The 25468-nt window shown below is 57.4% G+C and carries 17 protein-coding genes, 3 tRNA genes and 3 rRNA genes; 6 read left to right on the top strand and 17 right to left on the bottom strand.

What is annotated here, in order from left to right; all coding sequences use genetic code 11:
* Positions 1–117 precede the first annotated feature (117 nt).
* On the bottom strand, positions 118–2055 hold the full coding sequence (locus O3303_RS09275) for a transglycosylase domain-containing protein (RefSeq protein WP_434086417.1): 1938 nt from the start codon (positions 2053–2055) through the stop codon (positions 118–120).
* 375 nt (positions 2056–2430) lie between these two features.
* On the opposite strand from O3303_RS09275, the gene purB reads away from it, so the two are divergent.
* Positions 2431–3795 carry an adenylosuccinate lyase gene (gene purB / locus O3303_RS09280; RefSeq protein ID WP_269561783.1) on the top strand — a complete coding sequence of 455 codons (1365 nt, stop codon included), beginning with the start codon at positions 2431–2433 and terminating at the stop codon, positions 3793–3795.
* Positions 3796–3948: 153 nt separating this feature from the next.
* Positions 3949–5046, top strand: coding sequence for a glycosyltransferase family 9 protein (locus tag O3303_RS09285; RefSeq protein WP_269561784.1), 1098 nt, complete (start codon positions 3949–3951; stop codon positions 5044–5046).
* Between the two features lie 4 nt (positions 5047–5050).
* Here O3303_RS09285 and O3303_RS09290 read toward each other — a convergent pair whose 3' ends face one another.
* The 16 genes from O3303_RS09290 to O3303_RS09365 form a co-directional block, all read right to left on the bottom strand.
* The gene (locus O3303_RS09290; RefSeq protein WP_269561785.1) at positions 5051–5281 is read right to left on the bottom strand and encodes a hypothetical protein; all 231 of its coding nucleotides are present in this window, start codon (positions 5279–5281) and stop codon (positions 5051–5053) included.
* Positions 5274–6419: a glycosyltransferase gene (locus tag O3303_RS09295; protein WP_269561787.1), complete on the bottom strand. Its 1146-nt coding sequence runs from the start codon at positions 6417–6419 to the stop codon at positions 5274–5276. Before O3303_RS09295 ends, O3303_RS09290 begins: the two co-directional genes overlap by 8 nt.
* A gap of 135 nt (positions 6420–6554) precedes the next feature.
* Positions 6555–7544, bottom strand: coding sequence for a glycosyltransferase family 2 protein (locus tag O3303_RS09300; RefSeq protein ID WP_269561789.1), 990 nt, complete (start codon positions 7542–7544; stop codon positions 6555–6557).
* Complete coding sequence (locus O3303_RS09305; protein WP_269561790.1) at positions 7537–8070, bottom strand: DUF4199 domain-containing protein; 534 nt, start codon at positions 8068–8070, stop codon at positions 7537–7539. Before O3303_RS09305 ends, O3303_RS09300 begins: the two co-directional genes overlap by 8 nt.
* Before the next feature lie 49 nt (positions 8071–8119).
* Positions 8120–8644 (bottom strand): DUF4199 domain-containing protein, encoded by a 525-nt coding sequence (locus tag O3303_RS09310; RefSeq protein ID WP_269561791.1) that lies wholly within the window; start codon positions 8642–8644, stop codon positions 8120–8122.
* 45 nt (positions 8645–8689) lie between these two features.
* A complete protein-coding gene (locus tag O3303_RS09315; protein ID WP_269561792.1) occupies positions 8690–10762 on the bottom strand; it encodes a BatA domain-containing protein in 2073 nt (690 codons plus the stop codon).
* Between the two features lie 259 nt (positions 10763–11021).
* Positions 11022–11133, bottom strand: a 5S ribosomal RNA gene (rrf, locus tag O3303_RS09320).
* 92 nt (positions 11134–11225) lie between these two features.
* Positions 11226–14135, bottom strand: a 23S ribosomal RNA gene (locus tag O3303_RS09325).
* A 201-nt stretch (positions 14136–14336) separates the two neighbouring features.
* Positions 14337–14410 (bottom strand) — tRNA-Ala (locus O3303_RS09330).
* 38 nt (positions 14411–14448) lie between these two features.
* Positions 14449–14522, bottom strand: a tRNA-Ile gene (locus tag O3303_RS09335).
* Between the two features lie 116 nt (positions 14523–14638).
* A 16S ribosomal RNA gene (locus tag O3303_RS09340) occupies positions 14639–16151 on the bottom strand.
* The 16S, 23S and 5S rRNA genes sit together here with 2 tRNA genes alongside, the layout of an rRNA operon.
* Before the next feature lie 137 nt (positions 16152–16288).
* Positions 16289–16645 carry a hypothetical protein gene (locus O3303_RS09345; protein WP_269561793.1) on the bottom strand — a complete coding sequence of 119 codons (357 nt, stop codon included), beginning with the start codon at positions 16643–16645 and terminating at the stop codon, positions 16289–16291.
* 207 nt (positions 16646–16852) lie between these two features.
* A complete protein-coding gene (locus O3303_RS09350) occupies positions 16853–18124 on the bottom strand; it encodes an adenylosuccinate synthase (RefSeq protein WP_269561794.1) in 1272 nt (423 codons plus the stop codon).
* A complete protein-coding gene (locus O3303_RS09355) occupies positions 18124–18471 on the bottom strand; it encodes an STAS domain-containing protein (RefSeq protein ID WP_269561795.1) in 348 nt (115 codons plus the stop codon). Before O3303_RS09355 ends, O3303_RS09350 begins: the two co-directional genes overlap by 1 nt.
* Positions 18468–18953 (bottom strand): Fur family transcriptional regulator, encoded by a 486-nt coding sequence (locus O3303_RS09360; protein WP_269561796.1) that lies wholly within the window; start codon positions 18951–18953, stop codon positions 18468–18470. Before O3303_RS09360 ends, O3303_RS09355 begins: the two co-directional genes overlap by 4 nt.
* Positions 18954–19094: 141 nt before the next feature.
* Positions 19095–21302 carry a RelA/SpoT family protein gene (locus tag O3303_RS09365; RefSeq protein WP_269561797.1) on the bottom strand — a complete coding sequence of 736 codons (2208 nt, stop codon included), beginning with the start codon at positions 21300–21302 and terminating at the stop codon, positions 19095–19097.
* 290 nt (positions 21303–21592) lie between these two features.
* Here O3303_RS09365 and O3303_RS09370 point away from each other — a divergent pair.
* From O3303_RS09370 to clpX, 4 genes are all read left to right on the top strand, one after another.
* A tRNA-Leu gene (locus O3303_RS09370) sits at positions 21593–21674 on the top strand.
* A 122-nt stretch (positions 21675–21796) separates the two neighbouring features.
* Complete coding sequence (tig, locus tag O3303_RS09375) at positions 21797–23122, top strand: trigger factor (protein WP_269561798.1); 1326 nt, start codon at positions 21797–21799, stop codon at positions 23120–23122.
* A 111-nt stretch (positions 23123–23233) separates the two neighbouring features.
* The gene (locus O3303_RS09380; RefSeq protein ID WP_269561799.1) at positions 23234–23944 is read left to right on the top strand and encodes a ClpP family protease; all 711 of its coding nucleotides are present in this window, start codon (positions 23234–23236) and stop codon (positions 23942–23944) included.
* 278 nt (positions 23945–24222) lie between these two features.
* A complete protein-coding gene (gene clpX, locus O3303_RS09385) occupies positions 24223–25446 on the top strand; it encodes an ATP-dependent Clp protease ATP-binding subunit ClpX (protein WP_269561800.1) in 1224 nt (407 codons plus the stop codon).
* Positions 25447–25468 lie beyond the last annotated feature (22 nt).

The raw sequence follows: 25468 nt of genomic DNA on the forward strand, positions 1-25468 counted from the left end.
AATATGCCGCCCCTCCGGGGCTACACCTCACCTCATTTCACCTCACTACTTTTCACCCTATAATTTCATCACCTCATCACGATTCACCTCATCACCCCATCACCTCATCACCAAAAGCTACGGCTTAGGAACTGGTGCACCTTCGGCGGGTGCGGGCACGGTGGTGTTCACGCCTTCGTCGGGAGCGGCGTTGCCGCCGAGCAGGTCTATCAGGTTAAGTGGCTCAAACTGCGTGGAATCCGCGGGCTGGGTGGCACGCACGGTGTCGCGCACGGCTCGGAAGATGGAGCCGTGGGCTCGGCCCGGGAAGCTCAGGCTGTAGCTGAGCGTGTTGCGGGCGCCGTCCGAAATCAGGCCTTTCTGCAGCATCAGGTCGGCAATGAGGCGGTGGAAGTAGCGCGCCGCGCTGCGCATCTCACCGTACTGGTTGAACGACATCTGGTAGCGCCGTGGCCGCGGGATAATGCTGGCCATATACAGGCTCTCCGACAGGTTCAGCTCAGCCGGATCCTCGGCGTAGTAGAACTCGGCGGCCTCCTTCACCCCGTAGATCTTCGGCCCCCACTCGATGATGTTGAGGTACACTTCAAACATGCGCTCCTTCGAAACGAGGCCCGTGTTTTCAATCAGCCACACAATCAGGGCTTCCTCAATCTTGCGGGTCACGGTTTTCTGCCGGGTCAGGAACACGTTTTTCACCAGCTGCATGGAAATGGTGCTGCCGCCGCGGGCGAAGCGCTTTTCCTTGATGTTCTGGATGGCCGACTTCACAAACGCCTTTTCCATAAAGCCCTTGTGCGACAGGAAACGCGGGTCTTCGGCCGTCATGATGGCCGCCTTCAGGTAGTCCGACACGGCGTCGTATGGCACGAAATTCGGATTGACGGGGCCTACTTTGAAGGTTTTGATGGAGTCGCCTTTGTCGTTGTAGGCGGTGTAGCGGAACGCCTCGTTGAGCTGGTTGAGGTCTTCGCGGCCCATGCGCGTGATGCGGAAATCCTTGGGCGTGAGGCCGGAGCTGAACTCCAGACTATCCACCTGGTTCATGTCCAGGTCGAGATGCATGCGGTACTGCAGCGTGCCGCTGCCCTGCATGCCTTCCAGCGTGTTGAACATGCCCTCGGGCAGCGCCGCGAAGAACGTATTGGCCGGCGTTTCGGCCGACTCGATATCAGCCTTCACCTGCAGGCCCGCCAGCATTTCGCGGCGGTTACGCACGCCATTGATCATCTTGCCGACCACGCGCTGGTTGAGCGGCAGCTTGCGCACGCTCAGCGTGGGATAAAACTCCATGCGGTTGAGCGTGACTTTGGTTCCCTTTTCCAGCGCCGCGTAGGCCTGGCCCAGCGTGGCCACAAAGTCGATGCCGCCGCGCGGGAAGCGCACGTCACGGTCCGAGAGCTTCGGGTGGTTCACGATAAAGTTGGCCGCCGAAGCCGTGCCGCGCACGGTCAGCTGGTCGTCGTCCAGCTCCTTATCGGTGAGGCTGAAGCGCAGCGTATCGAACTGCACGCGGGCCCCGTAGCGGCGCTGCACGTAGGGCAGCGTCACGGGCCGGCGCTCCAGGCCAAACACCTCGGCCTGCAGGGCGTAGTCACCGGGTTCGATATGGCCCTGCACGCCCACCCGGTTTTCCACCGAGTCGATAACGGCCGTGAGCTGGCCCTGAATGTCGCCGTCCTCAATGGAGAGGCGGGGCATCACCACGCGGGCCCGGTGGCGGGGGCTGTCGTAGGTCACCAGGAAGTTCTGGAAATCCGCCTCGTCGGGAATGTTATCGAAGCCGGCTTCCAGCAGCTGGTTGGCCAGCAGCCCGTAGTTCACGCCCTGCGTCGTGTCGCGCGGCACCTCGGGCTGGGCGCCTTTTTTGCGGTATAGGAACGAGTAGTTGTCCTGACCGGAGCGGGTTTTGCGGGCCGTGAAGCGGGCGTCGCTGATTTCGAGGTTGCTGAACACCGGGCGGCCCGCAAACAGGCTGCGCACGCTCAATGACACCGTGAGCAGGCGGGCCTGCAGCAACGTATCGGTAGGCGCGGCGCGGGGCACCAGGCTCATGCCGGCAATCTGCACCGTGTTCAGGTCGGTGAAGCTGGCGGGGCCCAGCGCGAGCGTGACGGGGTATTTGCGCTCTACTTTGGCCGTGGCCTGCCCGATGGCATAGTCCAGCAGCTGCTGACGCTTGAGCAGGAATACGGTGAGGCCGAGGGCCAGCAGGGCCACCACAATGCCCAGGCCGATGGCAATCTTTTTCTTAGTTGCTGGAGTCACGCGAGCGAGTCGAGAGGAAGGATAATCGCGGGCGGGGCGTGCCAGATTCGTGCCGAACCCGCCGCCGATCATAGTACAAAGGTAGGGAAAAAGGGCCTCGCCCGTTTCCGGCCCGCGGGGGCTTCGCTACCTTTGGCCTATTCTGGCCAACCCTCTCTACGCATGAACGCTGCTGCCGACTACGCCACGCTCACTCCGCTCACCGCTGTTTCGCCCCTGGATGGCCGCTACCGGCGCACCACCGCGCCCCTGGCCCCGTATTTCTCCGAGCTGGCCCTGATCCGCTACCGGGTGCTGGTGGAGGTGGAATACTTCATTGCCCTTTGCGAGCTGCCGCTGCCACAGCTGCAGGCCATAGATGCCGCCCTGTTCCCGGAGCTGCGCGCCCTCTACACCAGCTTCTCGCTGGCCGACGCCGACGCGGTAAAGTCCTATGAGCAAACCACCAACCACGACGTAAAGGCGGTGGAATACTTCCTGCGCGACAAGTTCACGGCTCTCGGGCTGGAGGCCTACCTGGAGTTCATTCACTTCGGCCTGACCTCGCAGGACATCAACAACACAGCCATTCCGCTGAGCTTGCAGCACGGCCTTATCAACACGCTGCTGCCGGCCTACGCGCAGGTGCGCAACGCCCTGGCCGCCCGCGCCACCGAGTGGGACGCCGTGCCGATGCTGGCCCGCACCCACGGCCAGCCGGCTTCGCCCACGCGCCTGGGCAAGGAAGTGCAAGTATTTGTGGCCCGGCTGGATGCCCAGGTGGTGCTGCTGGGCCAGGTCCCGTTCGGGGCCAAATTCGGGGGAGCCACCGGCAACTTCAACGCCCACCACGTGGCCTATCCGCAAGTCGACTGGCACCAGTTCGGTGACGTGTTCGTGAACAACCGCCTGGGGCTGCACCGCTCCTTCCCCACCACCCAGATCGAGCACTACGACCACCTGGCGGCCCTCTGCGACGCCCTCAAGCGGCTCAACACCATCCTCATCGACCTGGCCCGCGACGTGTGGCAGTACATTTCGCTGGGCTATTTCCGCCAGACCATCAAGGCCGGCGAAGTGGGCTCGTCGGCCATGCCGCACAAGGTAAACCCCATCGACTTTGAAAACGCGGAGGGCAATCTGGGCCTCGCCAACGCCATGCTGGAGCACCTGGCAGCCAAGCTGCCCATCAGCCGCCTGCAGCGCGACCTGACCGACTCCACGGTGCTGCGCAACCTGGGCGTGCCGCTGGGCCACACGCTCATCGCCCTCACGGCCCTGCAGCGCGGCCTTAATAAGCTGGCCCTCGACGAAGCCGCCCTCGCCCGCGACCTGGACGCCAGCTGGCCCGTGGTGGCTGAGGCCATCCAGACCATCCTGCGCCGCGAAGCCTACCCCGACCCCTACAACGCCCTCAAGGCCCTCACCCGCACGCACGGCCCCATCACCGAAACCACCATCCGCGAGTTCATCGAGACGCTGGACGTGAGTGAGGAAGTGAAAGCCGAGCTGCGCCGGATTTCGCCGCATAATTATGTAGGAGTGTAGGGGCGCGTTGCACGCGCCCGTCGGCCCTGGCCTGCCAGCTTCCGGCCGACGTGCTTTTACGATGTATTCATCACAAGTTTCCCTTACTTCTCGCCCGCCGCACCAAGCAGCCCGCACGCTGCTGCCGGCGGGCGCGTGCAACGCGCCCCTACCATGTCCGACCTGAACGGCATCACCGTCCATGCTGACTGCCGCCACTTTCGCGGTGATATTCCCTGCCGCCCCAACAAGGCGCACGGCTACGTGTGCCAGGATTGCCCGTCGTATGCGCCGGTGCAGCAGCGTATTCTGCTCATCAAGCTGGGCGCCATCGGCGACGTTATCCGGACCACGCCGCTGCTGCGGCGGCTGCGGCAGGAGTATCCGGGGTGCTATATCACCTGGCTGACGCTCACGCCCGCCATTCTGCCCCAGCAGGAGGTCGACGAGATTCTGAAGTTCGATTTTGCCAGCGCCCTGCAGCTGATGGCGCGCCGCTTCGACATTGCCATCAACCTCGATAAGGAAAAGGAAGCCTGCGCGCTGCTGCTGAAAGTGGAGGCCGGCCGCAAGTTCGGCTACACCCTGCGCGAAACCGACGGCGTGCCGTGGCCGCAGAATGAGCAGGCCAACCACAAGTTCCTGACCGGCGTGTTCGACCAGCTCAGCCTGCAGAACCAGAAGCCTTACGTGCAGGAAATATTCGAGCTGTGCGGCTTCGATTTCCAGGGCGAGGAGTACGTGTTCGACACCCACGACGATAAGGGCTACACCTGGAGTGAGCTGCCCACCGGCCGCCCCCGCATCGGCCTCAACACCGGCTGCGGCGACCGGTGGACCACCCGCCTGTGGAGCGACGAGAAATGGGTGGCCCTGATTACGCAGCTGCAGCAGGCCGGCTACGCGCCCGTGCTGCTGGGCGGCGAGGCCGAAGACGCCCGCAACCGCCGCCTCCACGCCGATACCGGCGCGGCCTACCTGGGCACGTTCCCGCTGCCGCAGTTCATCAACCTGCTGCACCAGATGGACGGCATCGTGACGCAGGTGACCATGGCCATGCACATCAGCATTGCGCTACGCAAGCCCACCATCCTGATAAACAACATCTTCAACCCCTACGAATTCGACCTCTACGGCCGCGGCCAACTGGTGCAGCCCGATAAGCAGTGCGTGTGCTTCTACCGCGGCTCCTGCCAGCTCGGCACCAGCTGCATGGAAGATCTGCCGGCTGAGAAGGTGTTTGAGGCCGTGCGGGTGAGTGTGCCAGTATAACAGGCTACTCATTCAGAAGAATTCTTTTGGCGTCATGCAAGGCCTCAATCAGAATATTGAATTCTATGCCTTTACCTCTTGTATTTTCATCCAAGAGCTCAATTCTTATATCGTCTGTTCCATTGTCCTGATTGATTAAGGCTACACATTTTCCTTTCACAAACACATAAGCGACAAGCTTCTCATAATCAACAGGGCTACCTATGACTGTATAATAAGGTTTGGTATTACTCACTGTGTTGTTTGTTAATCTCAGCCACTTCCTTCAGCGCTTTCACCATCTCGCTCCACGAAAACTCCTTCTTCCGGGCCCAGACGCCGGCCGTGAATTCCTGCTCGCGCTGCTGCTCGTAGAAATCCACCAGCGCGTCGGCAATGGCGCGGGGCGTGGGCGGCACCACGTAGCCCACTTCGCCGTCCGGAATCAGCTCGGCCAGCCCGCCTACATCCGTCACTAGCATTGGCCGCTCGAAGTGGTAGGCAATTTGCGAAACGCCGCTCTGGGTGGCGTTTTTGTAGGGCTGCACAATGAGGTCGGCGGCGCAGAAGTAGTCCACTACCCGCTCGTTCGGGATGAAGTCGGTGGCGCGGACGAGGCGGCCTTCCAGGTTGTGCTGCCGGATCAGGGCCTCGTAGGGTGCGGCGTCCTCGTAGTATTCGCCGGCAATAATCAGCTTGAGGGGCAGCTTCGCCAGCCGCTCGTCGGCAAAGGCCTCTAGCAGAATGTCCAGCCCCTTGTAAGCCCGGATAAAGCCAAAGAACAGCAGGTAGCCGAATGCCGGATCGAGCCCCAGAGCCGCCAATGCGGCAGGCTTGGCCTTGAGCGGGCCGAAGTTGTCGTAGAGCGGGTGCGGGCGGTAGAGGGCGGGCTGCCGGAAGCCCAGACGGCGCAGATCGGCCAGCACCGAGCGGCTCATGGTCACGAAGCCGTGGCAGGCCGAAAGGAAATAGCGCGTGAGCGGCCGGTCGCCGGGCCGCTTCTCGTGCGGAATAACGTTGTCGGTGATGGCCACCACGCGGGTGTGGCGGTTGCGACGTACGAGGCGGGCCACGGTGCCCAGCGCCGGCCCCATAAAGGGCAGCCAGAACCGGAAAATCACCAGGTCGGGCCGTTCCCGGCGCAGCTTCTCCCCCACTTTCCACCACGAAAGCGGGTTCACCGAGTTCAGGCTGACTTCAATATCCAGGTCGGCGGGGCCGGGCTCGGTGCTGAACTGGGTCTGGCCGGGAAACAGGAAATCGGGATACTGCAGCGAAAACGTCACGAGCCGTACCTCGTCGCCGGCCTCCTGGAAGGCCCGCGCCAGCCGCTCGTTGTAGGTAGCCAGCCCGCCCCGCAGCGGATACGCCGGCCCGATGATGACGACTTTCATAGAATGGAGACTTACACAAGAAGAACGTCATGCTGAGCTTGCCGAAGCATCTCTACCGAGGCTAATTAAGAAAGTTAGCACTGCGGTAGAGATGCTTCGGCAGGCTCAGCATGACGTTCTGCCCTCGTTGATTTGTTACTTCAGATTCACCTTGTCCCGCACCAGATAATCGTTGCGGTTGGCGCCGTTCAGCTGGATCAGTTCGGCCAAAAAGCCCGTCAGGAACAGCATGGCCCCGATAGTGACAGCCGTGAGGGCCAGGAAAAACAGCGGCTGGTCCGTGACGTTGCGGGTGGCCAGATTCCTAATCCACGACAGGTACACCTTCTCGCCCACCAGCCACAGCGTAATCAGCATGCCCAGCACAAACGACAGGGTACCCATCGTACCGAAGAAGTGCATGGGCCGCCGCCGGAACCGGCTCACAAACGTGATGCTCAGCAAGTCGAGGAAGCCGTACACGAACCGCTCCAGCCCGAACTTGGTGGTGCCGTATTTGCGCTCCTGGTGCTGCACCACCTTCTCGCCGATCTTGCGGAAGCCCGCCCATTTGGCAATCACGGGGATGTAGCGGTGCATCTCGCCGTACACCTCGATGCTGCGCACCACGCGGTGGTCGTAGGCCTTGAGGCCGCAGTTGAAGTCGTGAAGCTGAATGCCCGAAATCCAGCGCGTAACGCCGTTAAAGAGCTTGGTCGGGATGGTTTTCGACAGCGGATCGAAGCGCTTGCGTTTCCAGCCGCTCACCAGGTCAAAACCGTCCTGCGTGATCATGCGGTACAGGTCGGGTAGCTCTTCCGGCGAGTCCTGCAGGTCGGCATCCATGGTACAGATGACGCGGCCGGTCGTTTCCTTGAAGCCCACGTTCAGCGCCGCCGATTTGCCGTAGTTGCGATTGAAGCGGATGCCGCGCAGGTGGGTGTCGGTTTCGGCCAGCTCCTCGATTACGTCCCAGGAGTTGTCTGTCGAGCCGTCGTCCACCAGAATCACCTCGTAGGTAAGCCCGTGCTGGGCCAGCACGCGGTTGATCCAGCGGGTCAGCTCCGGCAACGACTCGGCTTCGTTGAGTAGGGGAATGACGATGGACAGCTCCACCGGAAACGAATGCGAAGTGCGCTTACTCAAACTCGGGAAGTTTATGCTTGGTAAAAGCGGAAATAATCAACCCCAGCACGGCCCCACCAATGGAGCCGCCCAACGTTACTTTACCAATGCTCAGCACTGAGCCCATTTTCTCCTGTGAGATATCGGCCAGCGCTTTGTCCAGTTGGTCTTCCGGCACATTCATCCCCATCATCCAGGCTTCCATATCGGCGCGCATGGCCGTTACGTAGTCAGGATCAATAAAATTGATGTACACGTAGTTGAAAGCCCCAGTTAGGATAGCACTGATGGTACCCAACACAATGGAAATTATCACTCCCTGCCCGAACGTCATCAGGCCGCCATTCTGGCTCTTGAAGTAGCGGTGGGCGAGAACAATGCCAACAACCCATACCAAAATGGACATGGGCATTGCCACCGAAAATTTAAAAGCGAGTTCCGTGACTTTCAGGCCAAAGTCGACGATGATGCCGATGATGCCAAAAAGAAGGCCGTAGCGGATACCAACCTGAACAGGCGTTTCGGCAGTAGTAGCTGTGTTTTCCATGAGAAAGTAAGTAGGAGAGTGGAAGGAAGAAAAAGCAGGACGCAATATTCTATTTCCGCAGGAATATCCCACCCGGAATGCTCAAAAACACGCCCCACAATAGCTTCTTCAGGAATTCGTCCTGGGCAAAGCCGGCCGGCGTATGCGCCAGGCCCTGAAGCGTGGCCTCGAACTGCTGGCGGCCGTTGGGGTTGGCCAGATATATGCGCCGGGCATTTTCCAACAGCTGCCGGGCTTCCGCCAGATGCTGCTGTATCAGGCTGGGGTCAGCCAGCTGGGCATATACGTACAGGCCAGTAGCGGCTACAAGGGCGGCCAGTACCGTCGTCAGCAACCCTACCCCTACTGACTTCCCGAGCCCTGGCCCCTGCGGATAGAACCGGCGCAGCACCATTTGACTGCCGATAGCCGCCACTGGAGTAAAGAAGTCGGAAAGCGTGCGTTTGAGCCCGTACGGGTTGTTGTGGGTGAAGTGCAGAAACAGCACCCAGCTAATACAAAGGAACCCGGCGGCGGTACCCCACAGCAGGGCAGTGCGCAAAACCGGGTTGGCGTGTGAAGGCGTATTTTCCAAGAGCGGTATAAATAAGAGCGGAAAGATACGATACCGCCTCCCAATCTAGGCCGCCACCTTCACATCTGCAGCCGCAGCCGGGCGCCCCATAAAGCGCAGCAGCAGCACTTCCGCCAGCAGGCAGGCCAGCGCCGCCCACAGGCAGTACTGCCACAGCGGCGTCCCGACCCGCTCAGCCTTATAGCGTGCCGCCACTGTCAGCCCCTGGCCCGTTTCATACACCTGCACGTTGGGCCGGTTCGGCCCGATTAGCTGCCGCAGCTCGGCCGCCGTGTAAGCCGCCAGCTCCGATTCACGCTTGTCGTTGTTGAAGGCCAACGGGGTCAGCGTCTGGCCGTTGCGCGTGAGTCGGTAGAAGCCAGGCTGCTGCATCCCAGCCGGCACCTCAAACCGTAACAGGCCATTCTGCACCCGCTGAGCCGGGATAAACGTCAGGCTATCATTGGTGAGTTTGTACACCTGCTCGCCCGCTTGCGCGGCGGTGTTGCCATTGCCTACAGCCACCGTCACACTGCCCTGGTTGAGCCGGTAGGCCAGATGTTGCTCACTGCGGAAGCTCTGCATCGCCAGCCGGTACATCACCGGCACAAATAATGCGTGCTGCAGGAAGTCGGTTGAAGACTCGTTAAACGGCGTTGAAAACAGATATAACGTGCCTTTGCCACTGCTAAAAGCCGACAGAAATCCGTCGCCGTCCTGAGTACGCATGATATCGGTTCCGGAACGAGACCAGCGCAACACAGGGGCTACTTTAGGCATCACCGGCTGGCGGCTTTGCGCCCCAAATACCTCCCGAAAAAACGGGTTCCGACGGTCCGGAACGGCCACTTCACGCAAAGCGGTCCGGGTACCGGCCGCTTCCCATTGCACCGGCGCTATGCCCAACTCCCGAAACAACTGGTCATAGGTAGCGCGCCCGGTTACATCGGCCGGCGGTATCACCACTACGGAGCCGCCTCGCTGCACCACCCGCCGGATGCCTTCACGCAGGGCGGCCTCTATCCGGCTGGCGCCACGCACAACCAGCAGGTTGGCTTTTTCCAGCTGCCCGTAATCAAGCCGCGAGGCAACTGTTTGACTATAAGAAAACAGGGGTTCGTTCCCATAAACCCGCTGCAAAGCCTGCTCCTGCCCACCATTCTGCACTTCCAGCACCCGAATGACAGGCGACGCCTGCAGGGAAAAATAGTACGTGTTGTCAAATACAACCGGAAAGTCATCCAGCTCTATGCGGCACAGCTGCACCTGGTCAGAATCCAGGCGCACTCGGGCCGTCACGGTTACTGGTTCATCACCAGATACCGAGGCATTGAAAGCAGTAGCCTGCCGGGTTCCAACGAACAGCCGCAACTGGCAATTCTTCACTGCCTCCGTTCCACCGTTGCGCAGACGCACATGCAGCACTACATCAGCATTGCGCCGTACGAAGGCATCTTCCAGCCACAAACTATCTATAAACACGTTACGCGTTCCTCCGCCTCCCACTGGCACCAGCAGTACCTGTGCTGCCGAATCGACAGCCGCCAGACTACGGGAAGAAAAGACTGATTTCTGAAAGTCCGAGAAGACAAACAATTGCTTCGCCTTATCAGGTTGCCCGATTGACTTTTGCAATAAGCCATTCAGTCCAGTAGACCTGCCCGAAACGCTCAGCTGATCTAGCGCAACGCGAAATGCAGCTGGTGCCAATGGGACGTTCAGCTCTTTGTTGAGTGTGAAACGAGCGTTAGCGGGGAAAGCCATTGGCAGTTCCCTTGCTTGATCCACAGCCTTATCGAATCTGGAGAGGTCACTACCTTCTTCATCAGCCTGCATGCTCGGGGAAGTATCGACCAATACACTAGGATCAATTCTCCTAGAAGCCGATGAGGCTACCTGCGCTGGTAAAAACGGCTGCGCAAACATGAACACCAAGAAAATTACGAATCCAATCCGCGCCAATAAGACCAGCCAATGTTTAACCTTTCGCTGCTTAGCTGTCACAATCTGGACTTCACGGATGAATCCCAGGTTAGTGAACAACACACGCGTAGGCCGGCGCAACTCAAACAAATGGATCAACACCGGTATAGCAATACCTAGCAGACCCAATAAAAACCAAGGATAGGTGATGCTCATTACGTGCTACGATTTCTTAAAGATAGACCGAGAATACCTTTGGAGAGTTGCTTGATCTTTTACTGGCTTTTCAAAACCATATAGCCAGCGATGCGTCCTATTTTGCTCATAGCAAAGCATCAAAAAATAGCGTAGCGTATCCTACGCTGACTCCCACCACATCCTCCAGCGACGCCCACACATACTCTACAAACGCAAAACGCCCCCGCACGATGAAGTGCGGGGGCGCTGGGGTGACCCGTGCGGGTCAAAACAGTAAGGTTGGCGGCGACCGACTCTCCCACCGATGAAGGCAGTACCATAGGCGCTCCGGGGCTTAACGACTCTGTTCGGAATGGGAAGAGGTGAACACCCGGGCTAAAGCCACCATTACTGGTGCGGCAGCTCTGTGTTCGAGGCGAGCTGCCAACAAAACCGTTGACGTAAGGACAAAAGAGAAAAACATCGAAGTTTCGAGCATTGTCAAGCAAAGCGTTCGAGTCCTTAGTACGGCTCGGCTGTGGCATTTCGGCCTCTACACCTACCGCCTATCTACGTCGTGGTCTACGACGACTCTTCCTATATAGGATATCTCATCTTCAGGTGAGTTTCGCACTTAGATGCTTTCAGCGCTTATCTCATCCCAGCGTCGCTACCCGGCGCTGCAACTGGCGTCACAACCGGTGCACGAGCGGCTGGTCCAACTCGGTCCTCTCGTACTAAAGTCAGGTCCTGTCAAATATCCAACGCCCACCACAGATAGGGACCGAACTGTCTCACGACGTTCTGAACCCAGCTCGCGTGCCACTTTAATCGGCGAACAGCCGAACCCTTGGGACCTTCTCCAGCCCCAGGACGTGACGAGCCGACATCGAGGTGCCAAACCTCCCCGTCGATATGAGCTCTTGGGGGAGATCAGCCTGTTATCCCCGGCGTACCTTTTATCCTTTGAGCGATGGCCCTTCCATGCGGAACCACCGGATCACTATATCCGTCTTTCGACCCTGCTCGGCTTGTAGGCCTCACAGTCAAGCCCGCTTCTGCTATTGCGCTCTACATCCGGTTACCAAGCGGATTGAGCGGACCTTTGAAAGCCTCCGATACTCTTTTGGAGGCGACCACCCCAGTCAAACTACCCAGCAGACACTGTCTCCGTTGCCAGATTAGGCACCAAGCAACACAAGGGTGGTATTTCAACGGCGACTCCCCAAAACCTAGCGGCCCTGGTTCAACGTCTCCCACCTATGCTACACATGTGTTACCCAGCGTCAATGTCAACCTATAGTAAAGGTGCACGGGGTCTTTCCGTCCCGTGGCGGGTACTCGGCATCTTCACCGAGACTACAATTTCACCGAGCTCATGGCTGAGACAGCGCCCAGATCGTTACACCATTCGTGCAGGTCGGAACTTACCCGACAAGGAATTTCGCTACCTTAGGACCGTTATAGTTACGGCCGCCGTTTACCGGGGCTTCGATTCAAACCTTCGCCTTGCGACTAAGTTCCCCTCTTAACCTTCCGGCACCGGGCAGGTGTCAGACCTTATACTTCCGCTTGCGCGTTCGCAAAGTCATGTGTTTTTGTTAAACAGTCGCCTGGGCCTTTTCACTGCGGCTTCTCCATCGCTGGAGGAAGCGACCCTTCTCCCGAAGTTACAGGTCCATTTTGCCGAGTTCCTTGGCCATGATTCACTCGAGCGCCTCAGGATTCTCTCCTTGACTACCTGTGTCGGTTTGCGGTACGGGCTAGAATTCAGTAAACGCTTAGCAGGTTTTCTTGGCAGTCTGATTAGGTACACTATCTCCGTGGCCGAGGCCGTAGAGTACTATCAGGTTTCAGCAAACAGGGCGTACTTAACTACCCCGCCTATACCTACACCCTTTAACGAGCACTTCCGTCCGCTCGCGGTACTTTCACTTCTGCGTCACTGCATCACTCCAAATCCTAGGTGCGGGAATATCAACCCGCTGTCCATCGACGTAGCCTCTCGGCGTAGCCTTAGGTCCCGACTAACCCTGCTCCGATTAGCGTTGAGCAGGAAACCTTAGTCTATCGGCGAGGGGGTTTCTCACCCCCTTTATCGTTACTCATGCCTACATTTGCTTTTCCAGCCGCTCCAGCATACCTGACGATACACCTTCTCCGCTGCTGGAATGCTCCCCTACCACTTGACAGTCTTTCATGTCAAATCCATTGCTTCGGTACCGGACTTGATGCCCGCGTATTATCGATGCCCTCTCGCTCGACCAGTGAGCTGTTACGCACTCTTTAAAGGAATGGCTGCTTCCAAGCCAACCTCCTGGCTGTCAAAGCAAGTGGACCTCCTTTGTTCAACTTAGTCCGAATTTAGGGACCTTAGCAGATGGTCTGGGTTCTTTCCCTCTCGGCCTGGGACCTTAGCACCCCAAGCCTCACTGCCGGCTATATTACGTGGCATTCGGAGTTCGTCAGGATTCGGTAGGCTATGACACCCCCTAGTCCTATCGGTAGCTCTACCTCCACGTAACTCAACGCCGACGCTGTACCTAAATACATTTCGGGGAGTACGAGCTATTTCTCAGTTTGATTGGCCTTTCACCCCTACCCTCAGGTCATCCAAATCCTTTTCAACGGAAACTGGTTCGGTCCTCCAGTTGGTGTTACCCAACCTTCAACCTGCCCAAGGGTAGATCACAAAGTTTCGCGTCTACCCCCTCTGACTCTGCGCCCTATTCAGACTCGCTTTCGCTGCGGCTCCATGCTTCTAAGCATTTAACCTTGCCAGAGAGGAGTAACTCGTAGGCTCATTATGCAAAAGGCACGCTATCAGGGCACGAAGCCCCCCTAACTGCTTGTAAGCACACGGTTTCAGGTTCTTTTCACTCCGGTATTCCCGGTTCTTTTCACCTTTCCCTCACGGTACTAGTTCACTATCGGTCTCTCAGGAGTATGTAGCCTTGGCGGATGGTACCGCCGGATTCAGACGGGATTTCTCTGGTCCCGCCTTACTCAGGATTCCTCTACCGTGCATTACCAGTTCGCCTACGGGATTCTCACCCTCTACGATCGACTTTCCCACGTCGTTCAGCTAAAGTAACACAATCAGATGTTGAGGTCCTACAACCCCGGACTGGCCGTAACCAACCCGGTTTGGGCTCCTCCCCGTTCGCTCGCCACTACTTGGGGAATCATTGTTATTTTCTTTTCCTCCAGGTACTTAGATGTTTCAGTTCCCTGGGTTTGCCCCATTCTACAAACGTAGATGGTCACCACGCTTCACGTGGTGGGGTTGCCCCATTCGGACATCTGCGGATCACCTCGTATGTGCCAATCCCCGCAGCTTTTCGCAGCTTATCGCGTCCTTCATCGCCTCTGAGAGCCTAGGCATCCCCCGTGTGCCCTTACTTACTTCTCTTGTGCTCCTTACCTTGCGGCAACGAGCGGGCTCGGGTGACTAACCATAGGTTAATCACTTTCTTTTCTTTGTTTTTCTCTCTTGTTATCCTTACGTCAAAGAACGTTTCTCTTCCTATTGAAGAGAAAAGTAGAACTGCGTTGTTGCCGCAGCAGTCCTTGTATTAGGTGCACTGCTTGTCCCGCCGATGCGGGGACGAAGTGGAGAATAACGGAGTCGAACCGTTGACCCCCTGCGTGCAAGGCAGGTGCTCTAGCCAGCTGAGCTAATCCCCCGGGTTGTTGGCCTGGCAGTGTGCCCACCAGTTGAACAGTGGGCCTGCCTGGACTCGAACCAGGGACCTCTACATTATCAGTGTAGCGCTCTAACCACCTGAGCTACAAGCCCTGTTCGTATGGTTTACACCATACTAAAATCAGTGAATGAAGGAAATGACCAATCGGTAAGTGTAATAAGAGTGCCGGTCGTGGCTTCGGCAAGTCAACCGAGTCGGATAGCTCCAGAAAGGAGGTGATCCAGCCGCACCTTCCGGTACGGCTACCTTGTTACGACTTAGCCCCAGTTACCTGTTCTACCCTAACTGGCTTCGTTGCGGAGCACCAGCTTCAGGTCTACCAGACTTCCATGGCTTGACGGGCGGTGTGTACAAGGCCCGGGAACGTATTCACCGCGTCATTGCTGATACGCGATTACTAGTGATTCCAGCTTCACGAAGTCGAGTTGCAGACTTCGATCCGAACTGAGAACGGCTTTGCGAGATTGGCATCACATCACTGTGTAGCGACCCTCTGTACCGTCCATTGTAGCACGTGTGTAGCCCTAGGCGTAAGGGCCATGATGACCTGACGTCGTCCCCGCCTTCCTCACTGCTTGCGCAGGCAGTCTGTCTAGAGTCCCCGGCATTATCCGCTGGCAACTAAACATAGGGGTTGCGCTCGTTGCGGGACTTAACCCAACACCTCACGGCACGAGCTGACGACGGCCATGCAGCACCTTGCTTTGTGTCCCGAAGGAAAGGTCCATCTCTGAACCGGTCACGCGCATTCTAGCCTAGGTAAGGTTCCTCGCGTATCATCGAATTAAACCACATGCTCCACCACTTGTGCGGGCCCCCGTCAATTCCTTTGAGTTTCACTCTTGCGAGCGTACTCCCCAGGTGGGATACTTACCGCTTTCGCTAAGCCAGTGACTGTCTATCGCCACCAGCGAGTATCCATCGTTTACGGCGTGGACTACCAGGGTATCTAATCCTGTTCGCTCCCCACGCTTTCGTGCCTCAGTGTCAGTACCAGCCTAGTCAGCTGCCTACGCAATCGGGGTTCTGGAAGATATCTATGCATTTCACCGCTACATCTTCCATTCCGCCAACCTCGTCTGGACTCAAGCCCGCCAGTATCCAGGGCAGTTCCACAGTTGAGCTGTGGGCTTTCACCCCGGACTTAACGGGCCACCTACGCACCCTTTAAACCCAATAAATCCGGACAACGCTTGCACCCTCCGTATTACCGCGGCTGCTGGCACGGAGTTAGCCGGTGCTTATTCCTCAGGTACCGTCAGTTTAGGACGCATCCTCTTTTTCTTCCCTGAGAAAAGCAGTTTACAACCCAGAAGGCCTTCATCCTGCACGCGGCATGGCTGGGTCAGGCTCTCGCCCATTGCCCAATATTCCCTACTGCTGCCTCCCGTAGGAGTCTGGCCCGTATCTCAGTGCCAGTGTGGGGGATCACCCTCTCAGGTCCCCTAGACATCGTCGCCATGGTGGGCCGTTACCCCGCCATCTAGCTAATGTCACGCAACCCCATCCTTGACCAATAAATCTTTACCAATTACACGATGCCGTGCTGTTGGTTTATGCGGTATTAATCCGCCTTTCGGCGGGCTATCCCCCAGTCAAGGGCAGGTTGGTTACGCGTTACGCACCCGTGCGCCACTAGTATATTGCTATACCCGTTCGACTTGCATGTATTAGGCCTGCCGCTAGCGTTCATCCTGAGCCAGGATCAAACTCTCCATTGTAAGAAATTCTCTACACCCATGCGAACATGGGCTGATGTCAAGTGCTGATCCGACCCGGTAGTGTTGACTTGTCTTGTTCACCCAAGTCACGCTTCGTTCTTCGCCCCTACCGCTCTTGCGAGTGGCAGCGGCGAAGCTTACCAATTTGTCATTTCCATCCATTCAAAGAACGTGTGTCGCACCCGATCGGTGAAACCCAGTGACTCATAGAAGAGTCGGTAAGCGGTGTTCATTGTCCCCTTCCGGTCAAAGCGGGCTGCAAAGGTAAGAAGCTTTTCGTAATTGGCAAGAAAAACTTTTCGTGTTTTTCGCTGGCCTTTCTTTCCAGCTGTCCCCTTCCGTGTGAAGCGGGCTGCAAAGGTAAGAAGCGGTTTCTGATTTGCAAGAAAAAGTTTTGCTGCTTTTTCTGTGCCGTGTTTCTCAGTGGTCGCCTCCAGTTGAAGCGGGCTGCAAAGATACGGTGGCCGTTTCCTCGCTTGCAAGCCCTGAAGCAATTTTTTTCAGTAGGCCCTAATCCGTTCGATTTGGGAGTGCAAAGGTGCGGAAAGGTTGTGACCGATGCAAGACTAACTGTGGACTTTTCTTGCCAGTTGCCATTACCTATCTATTTTACAGAACTTTGTGTTGCGTATGTTCTCACTAAAAAAGCTGCTGCATCTTCATTCTCTGAAGATGCAGCAGCTTTTTTGACAAGACAGATCCTAAGCGAGATGTAGCGTACTCACCCGATCCGGGCCAACGCTTACGATGCTTACTGGCACTTCAAGATGCTCTTCCAAGAACTTCACGTAGCTTTTTAGCTGCTGTGGCAGGGCTTCCGGGTCGGTGATGGACTGCAGATGCGTACGCCAGCCGGGCAGACTCTTATATATAGGAGTGAGCCGCGCCAAGTCTCCATGGTCAGGCAGGTGGTCGGTTTTCTCGCCGTTTGGTAGCTGATAGTGCGTGCACACTTGGATTTCGTCGAAATCATCAAGCACATCAGCTTTCATCAGGTGAATTTCGGTTACGCCATTCAGCATGATGCTGTAGCGCAGAGCAGGTAGGTCAATCCAGCCACAGCGGCGCGGGCGGCCAGTGGTAGAGCCAAACTCGCGGCCCGCCTGGCGGATCTGCTCCCCTACTTCATCGTGCAGCTCTGTTGGAAACGGACCGCTTCCAACGCGGGTACAGTAGGCTTTGCTGATTCCGTAGACCTTGTTGATGTGGCGTGGGGCAATGCCGAGGCCAGTGCAAGCACCAGCCACAATGGTGCTAGACGAAGTCACGTAGGGATAAGTACCAAAGTCGATATCCAACATGGAGCCTTGCGCGCCTTCGGCCAATACGTTTTTGCCCCGACGCAACAGGTCGTTAAGCAGATATTCGGTATCCGTGAGTTTGAGCGTGCGCAGGAATTCAACGGCGGAAAAGAAATCGGCCTCTAATTCTTCAATGTCGAGGCTGCGGCCGTGGAATTCTGCGAGCGTGGTGTGACGGGCTACTGCCTCCTGATAGCGCTGCTGGAAGTCAGGGAGCAGAATGTCGCCGACGCGCAGACCGGTACGGCCGATTTTGTCTTGATAAGTTGGGCCGATACCCTTTAGGGTAGAACCGATTTTGCTGCCGCCGCGAGCCTCTTCACTGATCCGGTCGAGGGCCCGGTGCGAGGGCAGGATGAGTTGGGCTTTGCGCGAGATGTAGAGATTCTGTCCCCAGTCAACTCCGCGGTCGGTGAGCTTCTGCAGCTCCTGCCGGAACACTACGGGGTCGAGCACCACGCCGTTGCCGACTACATTGATGATATGGGGGTGGAAAATACCGGAGGGAACCTGGTGCAATACGTGCTTGGTGCCATCGAAAGTGAGGGTGTGGCCGGCATTGGGGCCACCCTGGAAGCGGGCTACTACGTCGTAGGTGGGGGCCAGAACATCGACAATCTTGCCTTTGCCCTCGTCTCCCCACTGCAATCCTACTAGTACGTCAACGGGCATTAGTTTGCGGCTTTTAACTGTTGGGCGGCCGACTGTTCGTCGTCTGCAATAGAGAAAATGGCGTTCAGCTTGGTCAGCATCAGCATCTTGCGGGGATGTTCGGCCGGGTTGATCAGTACCAGCTCGCCGCCACGGCTGCGGAACTTGGTGAGCAACGACACCAGTACACCGATGCCGGTGCTGTTGATGTAGCGAACTTCGGAGAGGTCGAGGGCACAGTGCCGCACTTCTTCTCCCAGCTGCTGATCGACGGACTGAAGAAGTTGCTGGGTATCGGGGCTACCGATGAGGTCGCCGGAAAGGCGCACGAAGAGGATGCCGTCTTGGACGGAGGATTCTGTTTTCATTCAGCTTGAGAACGGGCAGCGGCTTTGGCACGGCAGTCGCCGCAGACACCGTATAAGTTTAAAGAGTGGTGCAAGATATGGAAGTTGAGTAACTCCCCGACCATGGTCTGGATGCCATGGATGCGCGGATCGCAGAACTCGACTACCTTATGGCACTCGGTGCAGATGACGTGGTCGTGCTGGCGGTAGCCGTAGCTTTTCTCGTACTGGGCCAGATTGCGGCCAAACTGGTGCTTGCTGACCAAGCCGTGCTCTACCAGCAAATCCAGGGTGTTGTAGACGGTAGCGCGGCTGACCTGCAGACCCTGGGTTTTCATGCCGGCGTACAGCTCCTCTACGTCGAAGTGGCCGGTGCGCGAGTAAATTTCCTCCAGAATGGCGTACCGCTCAGACGTTTTGCGCAATCCTTTATTTTCGAGGTAAGCAGTGAAGATCTTTTTCACTTCCTCATACTTCTCTTTGTCGAGCATTTTAGGCAACATATTATATAAAGGAGTGAAACAAAGATACGGCAACGCCCTGGAAGCACGCCTATTCGCCTCCAGAAGCCCCTGCACTACCTTTTGTTTTATACTCTTTTGTACTGCGGGAATTATCTAAAGCTTTTTAGAACTACACAACCCCTACGTATCAAACCGCTGCACTACCAGCACGCCGTTTACGCGCGACAGGCGCTGGATGAGCTTGTTCAGGTGGGCAGTATCGTTGACGAACACCATGATCTGGCCTTCAAACATGCCGTCGTCGGAGTCGATGGTGATGGAGCGCATGTTTACTTTGAGGCTGTTGCTGATGATGCGCGTGACGTCGTTCACGAGCCCTACCCTATCGGAGCCCTTGATGCGGATACCGGCCAGGAACGCCAGCTCCAGCTGGTCAGTCCATTTGGCGCGCACGATGCGGTTGCCGTAGTTGGACATCATCTGCACGGCTTTGGGGCAGGACGTGCGGTGGATGACGATGCCTTCGTCGGTTTCGAAGCCGAACACGTCGTCGCCGGGAATGGGGTTGCAGCAGGGCGCAATGCTGTAGTCGAACTTGTCGGTCTGCTCCCCGATGACGAGCATGTTGGCATTGACGCCGCGCACTTTCTGCACTTCGTGGTCGAAGGCTTTAGGCTCCAGTATCGATGGTGGGCGGGGCAACTCGATAGCCGCGCTGAACAGATCGACCTTGATTTCGCGGCCGTCCAGCTGGCCAATGGCAATGCGGTAATACAACTCCTGCACACTATGGGTGTTGAAGTGCGCCAGCAGCCGGTTCAGGTTTTCGGGCGAAAGCGCTACTCCCAGCAGTTCCAACCGTTTTTCCACCAGAAAGCGGCCGTCCTCGGCCTTGGAACGCCTGTCGTCGCGGAGCCAGTCCTTGATTTTGGAGCGCGCCTTGGACGTAATGACATACTGCAGCCATTCTTCGGTGGGCTTTTGCTTCTGCGACGTCAGGATTTCGACCTGGTCACCGTTGCGGAGCTTGTAGCTGAGCGGCTGCAGCTTCTGGTTGACTTTGGCGCCTAGGCACTGCAGCCCGATGTGCGTGTGAATATCGAAGGCGAAGTCCAGCGCCGTGGCCTTATCTGGCAGAATCACCAGCTTACCTTTGGGCGTGAAGGCGTAGACCTCCTTCACAAACAGGTTCTGGCGGAATTCGTCCATGAATTCCAAGGCGCTGGAATTGTTGGTTTCGAGCATCTCGCGCACCTTATTGATCCAGGCTTCCAGCGTGGACTCAGGCTGCACGGCGCCCGTTTCCTTGTACTTCCAGTGCGCGGCGTAGCCTTTCTCGGCAATGTCGTCCATACGGCGCGAGCGGATCTGCACTTCCACCCACTGGCCCGAACGGCTCATGACGGTGGTGTGCAGGCTTTCGTAGCCGTTGGCTTTGGGCGTGCTTACCCAGTCGCGCAGGCGGTCGGGGTTAGGCTGGTAGAAGTCTGTGACAATACTGTAGACCTGCCAGCAGGCGGCCTTCTCCTGCTCCTGCGGCACCTCCAGAATCACGCGGATGGCAAACAGGTCGTACACCTCGTCGAAGGTGATGTTCTGCTTGCGCATCTTCTTTAATATAGAGTAGATGCTTTTGGGGCGGCCCTTGATTTCAAACGCAAAGCCCTGCGCCGACAGCTCCTCATCAATCGGCTGCACGAAGTCCTTGATAAAGCGGTTGCGGGCGCTGCGGCTCTGGCGCACGCGGTTTACCAGCTCATTATACACCTCCGTATCGGTGTACTTGAGGTGCAGGTCTTCCAGTTCCGTCTTGATGGCGTAGAGGCCCAGCCGGTGGGCCAGCGGCGCGTAGAGATAGATGGTTTCTGAGGAAATCTTGAGCTGCTTGTGGCGCGGCATCGAGTCGAGGGTCCGCATGTTGTGCAGGCGGTCGGCGAGCTTGATGAGGATAACGCGCACGTCTTCGGAGAGCGTGAGCAGCATCTTGCGGAAGTTCTCGGCCTGCTCGGACGTGCCGTATTCGAAAACGCCCGAAATCTTGGTCAGGCCATCCACGATGCGGGCCACCTTGCCGCCGAACTCGCGCTCCACATCGGCAATTTCCCAGGGCGTGTCCTCTACCACGTCGTGCAGCAGCGCGGCCACAATGCTGGTGGTGCCCAGCCCGATTTCCTCCACCACAATCTGGGCCACGGCCAGCGGGTGCAGAATGTAGGGCTCGCCAGACTTGCGGCGCATGTCTTTGTGGGCCTCCAGCGAAGTATTGAAGGCCTTTTTGATCAGCTTGGCGTCGCCTTCCTTCAGATACGGCTTGGCCGTGCGGAGGAGGCGGCGGTATTGGCGCAGGATTTCCTGGCGCTCTATTTCGGGGTCGATAAGGGTGGCCATGCTACACGGGCGGCGCCGGGGCGCCAGAGTCAAGTAAGTGCTAAAGTACGGCATGAAGCGCAAGCTTTGGCCTGCGCCGGGCAGAATATGGCCGTCAGATATTCTTCAACAACAGCCAGCGCGGGATGGTGCGCACGGGCAGCCTGCCGCTGCCAAACTGCCTTCTGGAATCATTTACCGGACTGTTGTGGCCGACAAGGTATTGCCAGCAAAAGCTAAAGCTTCGGCTACATTGGAATTTTCAATTGCCTTACGTAGCTTTGCGCCCCCGAGGCAGTTGGCCTCCGGACGCGGATGTGGCGAAATTGGTAGACGTGCCAGACTTAGGATCTGGTGCCGCAAGGCGTGTGGGTTCGAGTCCCTCCATCCGCACAGTAGTCTGGTTTCGACTTTACAAACCGCTTCTCAAACCCTCAACCCACCCGTTGGGGGTTTCTTTTTAACCGGGTTTGGCCCGTTGTTTACACCCGTAGTACCCTTAACCGACCCTCGTTTTGGACATTACCCTCGACAAGAAAGACGACCAACTGAATGCCATCCTGACAGTAAACCTCACGGAGGCTGACTATGCTCCGGCAGTGGATGCCAAGCTGAAGGACTACAGCAAGAAGGCGCAGATCAAAGGGTTCCGCCCGGGCAAAGTACCGGCTACGCTGGTGCGCAAGATGTACGGCAAAGGCATCCTGGCCGACGAGATCAACGCGTTGCTGGGCAAGGCAGTTGATGGCTACATCAAAGACAACAACCTCAAAATCCTGGGCGAGCCCCTGCCGATGTCCAACAACATCGACCTGGACGCGCAGAAGGACTACGCATTCCAGTTTGAGTTGGGCCTGCTGCCCGATTTCGAGCTGCCCGCCGACCAGAGCGTTTCCGTTGACCGTCACAAGGTTGACCTCGACGAAAACACCCTCAACGAAACCTACGAGCAGATTGGCCGCCAGTTCGGCGAGTCGTCGGAGCCCGAAGTTTCGGAGGCTGGCGACTACCTGACCGGCAAGCTGGCCAAAGCCGGCGAGGAAGGCGAAGGCCGTCCCGTGCTGCTGCCCATCAACAAAGTGAAGAACGGCGCTGACAAATTTGTTGGCGTGAAGTCGGGCGACGTAGTGACGTTCGACCTGAAGGAGGCTTTCGGCGACGAATCGGCCATCCGCAGCTTCACCGGCTTCAGCAAGGACGAAGCCGCTGCCGCCGAAGGCGAATACACGCTCACGGTTGACAAAATCAACCGCAGCGCCGCCCCTGAGCACAACCAGGAGCTGTTCGACAAGGTGTTCGGCAAAGACATCGTGACCTCGAAAGAGGAGTACGAGGAGAAAGTGCGCAGCACGGTACAGGAGAACTACGACCGGGAGTCGGACAACCTCGTGAACCGCCAGATCATCGACAAGATGCTGGAAAACACTACGATTGAGCTGCCGAAGGAGTTCTTCAAGAAGTGGTTGTTGCGTGCCAACGAAGGCAAGCTGACCGCCGAGCAGATTGAAGAGCACTACGACGACTACGAGAAGGAGCTGAAGTGGAGCCTGATCCGCAACAAAGTGGTGGAAGAGCAGGAGCTGAAAGTTTCCAACGAGGAAATCGTGGACCGCACGATGGAGAAAATCCTGGGCCAGTTCAACATGGAAATGACCCCGGAGCTGGAAGAGTCGGTACGTGGCTTTGCTGACAACTACCTGCGCCAGGAGAACGGCAAGAACTACGTGAGCGAGTATGAGGCCATTCTGGCAGAGCGGGTGTTGGAAAACCTGCGCGGCAAAGTTGTTGTTAACGACAACCCGATTACGGCCGAGGACTTCCGCAATCAGAATGCCGGCTAAGCGCTGACATTTTCGGTTTTCGAACCAACAAAAAAGCCCTTACTTGCCGTATGGGCTTTTTTGTTGTCCATGCACTTCGTTTGATTCCTTTCATCTCCCTCATTTTCTCCCATGCTGAATAAGAAAGAGTTCCGCAAATTCGCCGTCCACGGCCAGGGCCTGAACGGTCTGGGCGTTGACCAATATATCCAACACGTAGAAGGCCAGACCCGCAATGGCCTGATTATGCCCACCGGCATGACCCGCTCGGTTATCGAAGAACGCCCGACGCGTTTTGCTGAAATTGACGTGTTTTCGCGCCTGATCATGGACCGGATTGTGTTCTTGGGCACGGCCGTTGACGATTACGTGGCCAACATCCTGACGGCGCAGATGCTGTTTCTGGAGTCGGTAGATGCCAAGAAAGACATCCTGCTCTACATCAACTCGCCCGGCGGCTCGGTATATGCCGGCCTGGGCATCTACGATACCATGCAGTACGTGAATCCCGACGTGGCCACGATCTGCACGGGTCTGGCGGCCTCGATGGGTGCCGTACTGCTGGCTGGTGGCGCCAAGGACAAGCGTTCGGCCCTGCCCCACGCCCGCGTCATGATTCACCAGCCTTCGGGTGGCGCACAAGGCCAGTCGTCGGACATCGAAATCACGGCCCGCGAGATCCTCAAGCTCAAGAAGGAGCTGTACGACATTCTGGCGGAGCACACTGGCAAAACCTACCAGGAAATCCACGACAACTCTGACCGGGACTACTGGATGCGCGCCGACGAGGCAAAAGAGTACGGCCTGATCGACGAGGTACTGGAAAAGAAGAAGGCCGAGTAAGGCCTTTGTAGCATAGGCTTTAGCCTATGCCGGACAGCGCCCCATCAATTTTGGTAGCTGACGCGGACAAGACCTGCTACTGCTTCTTTCCTGACAAATCAGGGCACAGGCTAAAGCCTATGCTACATTTAAAGCCCGCTTCGGCGGGCTTTTTTGTTTTAGTAGAGGCCAGTACTGCCGGCACTTTTTTAGCCGTGTAGGGCGTTGGCCTTTTCGTACCTTTGAGGAGGCACGCCATAAGTTGGCGCACCTCCCCTATCCTGAGAGCTTCCCTGGCAATGGCAGATATAACGTGTTCTTTCTGCGGAAAGAATAAAAAAGACGTCTCGGTTATGATTTCCGGCATCAACGCGCACATTTGTGAGCGGTGTGTCGGGCAGGCCCAGCAGATTCTGAACGAGGAAAACAAGATTCGGACGAGCTCGAAAGCGCCGAAATTCAACCTCGTGAAGCCCCGCGAGATGAAGGACTACCTCGACCAATACGTGGTAGGCCAGGACGAAGCCAAGAAGGTGATGTCGGTGGCGGTGTACAACCACTACAAGCGCCTGATGCAGAAACCGCAGAAGGACGATGTGGTGATTGAGAAGTCCAACATCATCATGGTGGGCGAAACCGGCACCGGCAAAACCTTCCTGACGCGCATGCTGGCCAACATCCTGCAGGTGCCCTTCTGCATTGCCGATGCTACCGTGCTGACCGAGGCCGGCTACGTGGGCGAAGACGTGGAAAGCATCCTGACGCGCCTACTGCAGGCCGCCGACTATAACGTGGAAGCGGCCGAGCGCGGCATCGTCTACATCGACGAAATCGACAAGATTGCCCGCAAGAGCGACAACCCCAGCATCACGCGCGACGTGAGCGGCGAAGGCGTGCAGCAGGCCATGCTGAAGCTGCTGGAAGGCACGACGGTGAACGTGCCCCCGCACGGCGGCCGCAAGCACCCCGAGCAAAAGATGATTACGGTGAACACCGAGAACATCCTCTTCATCTGCGGTGGCGCCTTCGTGGGTATTGAGCGCATCATCAAAAACCGCCTCAACACCAAGCCGATTGGCTTCGCCAAAACGCAGCTGGACGAGAAAGTGGACACCAACAACTTCCTGCGCTACGTAACGGCCCAGGATCTGAAAGCCTTCGGGCTGATTCCGGAGCTGATTGGGCGCCTGCCGGTGCTCACGCACCTCAACCCGCTCGACCACGCCACGCTGCGCAAAATCCTGACGGAGCCCAAGAACTCTATCGTGAAGCAGTACCAGCGCCTCTTCGACATGGAAGGCATTCAGCTCAGCTTCTCGGAAGGCGCGCTGGAGTACATCGTGGTGAAAGCCGACGAATACCGCCTGGGGGCCCGCGGCCTGCGCAGCATCTGCGAAGGCATCATGACCGACGCCATGTTCGATATGCCTTCCGAAGAAGGCGTGAAGGAGCTGGTGATTGACGAGGAATACGCCCGGAGCAAGTTCGAGCAGACGGCTATTAAGCAGCTGCGAGCGGCGTAAAAGCCAGAGACAGCCCATACTG

Origin of the sequence: Hymenobacter canadensis, from assembly GCF_027359925.1 — a bacterium.
Taxonomy (GTDB): Bacteria; Bacteroidota; Bacteroidia; order Cytophagales; family Hymenobacteraceae; genus Hymenobacter; species Hymenobacter canadensis.